Source organism: Luteibacter sp. P4_E6 (assembly GCF_056401535.1).
The window spans coordinates 1-4,306 of sequence record NZ_JBFUJE010000339.1; the positions used below are offsets into that span (position 1 = coordinate 1).

Consider the following 4,306-nt stretch of genomic DNA (forward strand, 5'->3'; position numbering starts at 1 on the left):
ACCTGGCGCTGTCCACCCAGGCTCGCGCCAAGGGCATCGCGCCGGATGAGCCGGGCTGGCCGGAATCGGGCTATCGCGGCGACTACATCGCCGAGGTCGCTCGTGCCTTCCTGGCCCGCGAGTCCGTGGAAGCCGACGGTGAAACCGTGACCGCCTCAGGCGACGCCGATAACCTCGACGACGTGCGCCACTTCGCGGTTGCCTCGCTGCGGCATGAGCAGGACCTGGACCTGAAGGCCTTCGGCGTCGGCTTCGACGTCTATTACCTCGAGTCCTCCCTCTACACCGAGGGCAAGGTGGACGACACCGTGCGCGAGTTGGTCGCCCACGGGCACACCTATGAAGAGGGCGGCGCCCTCTGGCTGCGTTCCACGGATTTTGGTGACGACAAGGACCGCGTCATGCGCAAGTCCGACGGCACCTACACCTACTTCCTCCCTGATGTCGCCTACCATCGGACCAAGTGGCAGCGCGGCTATGAGCGCGCCATCACCGAGCTGGGCTCCGACCATCACGGCTCACTGGCTCGCGTCAAAGCCGGTCTGCAGGCGCTGGATACGGGCATTCCGAAGAACTGGCCGGAATACGTGCTGCACCAGATGGTCACCGTGATGCGCGGCGGTGAGGAAGTGAAGATTTCCAAGCGCGCCGGATCCTACGTCACGCTGCGCGACCTCATCGACGAAGCCGGTCGCGACGCCACGCGTTACTTCCTGATCGCCCGCAAGGCCGATTCGCAGCTGGTGTTCGACATCGACCTGGCGCGTTCGCAAAGCAACGACAACCCGGTGTACTACATCCAGTACGCGCACGCCCGCGCCAGCCGCGTCTTCCGCGAGTTGGCCGATCGGGGGCTGTCCAGCGACCGTGGCAACGGCCTGGCGAAGCTGCCGCTGCTCGATACCGAGCACGAGCAAGCGCTGATGGTCGAGCTGTCACGCTACCCGGAAATGGTCGAGTCGGCTGCCGCCAACCTGGAACCGCATCTGATCGCGCAATACCTGCGTGAGCTTGCAGGCTCGCTCCACAGCTACTATCACGAGCACAAATGGATCGTCGACGACGCCGACCTGCGTGACGCCCGCCTTGCGCTGGTCGCGGCGACGCAACAGGTTTTGAAGAACGGTCTGGATCTGCTGGGCATTTCCGCCCCGGAGAGCATGTAAATGGCAACACGCAAGAAGGCAAAGGGTCGTCAGGCCGTCCGTAACAGCTCCAGCGGCATGCCCGGCTGGAGCTGGGCGCTGATTGGCATCCTCGCCGGCGCCCTGTTGATGGCTTTCGCGATGCGCGGCTCATGGATGCCCATGATGCGCCAGCACGACGGCCCTGAGCCGAACCCGCAGGCCACGGCGCAGAAGGGAAGCGATCCGGGCGTCGTCGAACAGACCGAGCCCGAGAAGCCGAAGAAGCCGTCGTACGACTTCTACTCCGTGCTTTCCGAGAAGGAAGTACGCATTCCGGATGCCGAGATCCGCGCACAGGCCAGCGCCGAAGCGCAGCAGAAGCAGCAGCAACAGCAGGCTGCCCAGCAGCAGGCAGCGGCCCAGAAGGCCGAGGTGGCGCAGCAGCAACAGGCTACTGCCGCCGCAGCCAACCTGCCGAAGGCGACGACACAGACGGTCACGGCCGTGCCTGCCCAACAGGCTCCCGCCGCTCCGGCCGCGAGCTCGGGCTACCTGCTTCAGGTCGGCGCGTTCCCGAGCGCCGCCGATGCGGAAGCACTGAAGGCCAAGCTGGCGCTGCAGGGCTTCGTCGCCAACGTGCAGGCGGTGAAGGTCGGCGCGCAGACCTATAACCGTGTTCGCCTGGGACCGTTCAAGTCGGCCACGGACCTGGAAAGCACCAAGCAGCACCTGCAGGCAGCAGGCATCAGTGCCATCGCATTGAAGGAAGGCAGCTGAGGTTTTCCTCGCCGCGTTGACACAAAAAACCCGCCGTCGCCGGCGGGTTTTTTCGTTTCAACGGCTGCCGGATGTCACTTCCCGCGCTTGAGACGAATCAACGCCGAGATGTCGTCATCACCATAACCCTGGGCCATCAATTCACCGAAGTCGGCGAGCGACTGCTCGATGATGGTGCGATCCGTGCCGGCCTCGGTGGCAATGCCACGAACGATGCCGAGGTCCTTGTGCAGCAGCGCCAGCTTGAAGCCCACCGAGAACTCGTTGCGCAGCATGGTGGCGCCGCGCTTGTCGAGGAACCAGTTGCCGGCTGCGCCCGCGGCGAGCGTCGGGATCAGGCGATCGGCTTCGAGACCCAGCGCCTCGCCAAGGGCGAGCCCCTCTGTCACGGCGTGGGCAATGCCTGCGACCAACACCTGGTTGACGGCCTTCGTCGCCTGGCCACTACCGACGGGGCCCATGTGCGTGACACGGGCACCATAGGCTTCGAGCACAGGGCGTGCGCGTTCGAGCACAGCCGCGTCGCCGCCGACCATCACGGAGAGCTTGCCGTTCTTCGCACCTTCCACACCGCCCGATACGGGGGCATCGAGGAAATCCGCACCGACGTCGGCGAGAATTCGCGCCGCCCGCTTGGCTGTCGCCGGAGCCACGGTGGAATGGTCGACGACGATGCTGCCTTTCTTCAGCGAGGGAGCGAGCGCCTGGACCACGCTGATCACGTCCGCGTCCGCACTGACGCACAGGGCAATGACATCGGCCGATGCGGCGATGCCGGCGAGGTCTGGCGCAGCGACGCCCAGTTCCTTCGCCAGTTCATCCGCGCGAGCCTGGGTGCGGTTGCCGACGGCGACGAGCAGGCCCTTGGTGTGGAGGTGGCCGGCCATGGGCGCGCCCATCGCGCCAAGTCCGATAAACGCTGCCTTGGTGCTCATGCTGTCGTCTCCGCGAGATAGGTATAGCCCGTCAGCCCCTTGTCGAGCGAGGCGTACAGTTCTTCGGCCTGCGCACCCACGATACCGGCGGCCGCGAGGCGGTCCACGTACGACTGGCGCAGCGCCTTGAGGTCATAGCCCACGTAGTCGAGCATCAGGTCTGTCGTGTCACCACGGCGGATGTGGGCGAACTCGTAGCCGCTGGCCGTGGCGCGGACATTGACCGCGTCGGTGTCGCCGAACAGGTTGTGGATGTCGCCAAGGGTCTCCTGGTACGCGCCGACCATGAAGATGCCCAGGCGATAGGACTCGCGCTCGTTCAGTGCGTGCAGCGGCAGGCTCACGTCGACGCCTTCGGCATCCACGTAGTGATCGATGCGTCCGTCCGAATCGCAGGTGAGGTCGGCGATGACGCCGCGTCGCGTCGGCTCTTCATCCAGGCGCGAAATGGGAACGATCGGGAAGATCTGATCGATCGCCCAGATGTCCGGCACGGACTCGAACACGGAGAAGTTGACGAAGTACTTGTCGACCAGCTTCTCGTCGAGGTCATCCAGCGCCTGGCGATGGGCGCGCTCCGCGGGCAGCAGGCGCGGACGCACGGCGTTGGCGATGGCGTAGAACAGTTCGTCGAGGGTGGCGCGATCGCGCAGGTCGAGCTGACCGAGCGCGTACAGCGAAAGACCTTCGGCCAGGTGATGTTGCGCCTCGTGGAACAGCTCGAGCGGCGGTCGGGTGTCCAGTTCGGCATGCGTTTCGCGCAGGTGGCGAAGCACGCTGGGCTCGCCCGCGCGACCGGCAGGGACGGCGCCCTGCGGCACCGGCTCCACCTCGCTCACGTTGACGATCATCACCGCATGATGCGCGGTCATCGCGCGGCCCGACTCGGTGAAGATGATCGGCGCCTTCATGCCGTGCTCGGCGACGGCCTCGGCCAGCGGCTGGACGATGCTGGCCGCGTACTGGCCCAGGCTGTAGTTGATCGAGTTATAGCTGCGCGAGCGGGTGCCTTCGTAATCGACGCCCAGGCCGCCGCCCACATCGACCACGTCGATCGGCACGCCCAGGCGGTGCAGCTCGACGAAATAACGAACGGCCTCGCGCATACCGGCGGCGATGTCACGCACGTTGGAGATCTGCGAGCCCATGTGGAAATGCTGCAGCTTCAGCGTGTGCTTGAGGCCTGCGGCATCCAGACGCTCGATAAGCTCGAGGATCTGGCCCGGGCTGAGGCCGAACTTGCCCTTGTCGCCACCGGTGTTCTGCCACTTGCCGGCACCGATCGAGGCCAGGCGCACGCGGACGCCGAGCAGTGGCTCGACGTCGAGCGCCTTGGCTTCGGCGAAGACGTGGTCGAGCTCGGACAGCTTCTCGATGACGATGTGGACGCGCAAACCGAGCTTGAGACCGATGAGGGCAAGACGGACGTACTCGCGATCCTTGTAGCCATTGCAGACAACCATGCTG

At 65.5% G+C, this 4,306-nt stretch carries 4 protein-coding genes; 2 read left to right on the forward strand and 2 right to left on the reverse strand.

Annotation, left to right across the window (positions count from 1 at the left end; all coding sequences use genetic code 11):
- On the forward strand, positions 1-1,166 hold a 1,166-nt coding region (locus tag AC1DT2_RS16730; protein ID WP_477297569.1), incomplete at its 5' end, for an arginine--tRNA ligase.
- Complete coding sequence (locus AC1DT2_RS16735) at positions 1,167-1,904, forward strand: SPOR domain-containing protein (RefSeq protein WP_063572259.1); 738 nt, start codon at positions 1,167-1,169, stop codon at positions 1,902-1,904.
- A 74-nt stretch (positions 1,905-1,978) separates the two neighbouring features.
- Here the strand turns inward: AC1DT2_RS16735 and AC1DT2_RS16740 are convergent, their stop codons facing one another.
- Together AC1DT2_RS16740 and speA are read right to left on the reverse strand one after the other, a co-directional pair.
- Complete coding sequence (locus AC1DT2_RS16740; RefSeq protein ID WP_477297572.1) at positions 1,979-2,839, reverse strand: NAD(P)-dependent oxidoreductase; 861 nt, start codon at positions 2,837-2,839, stop codon at positions 1,979-1,981.
- Positions 2,836-4,306, reverse strand: a 1,471-nt coding sequence (gene speA / locus AC1DT2_RS16745) for an arginine decarboxylase (protein WP_477297574.1), incomplete at its 5' end; no start/stop codon positions are given. The genes AC1DT2_RS16740 and speA, both read right to left, overlap by 4 nt.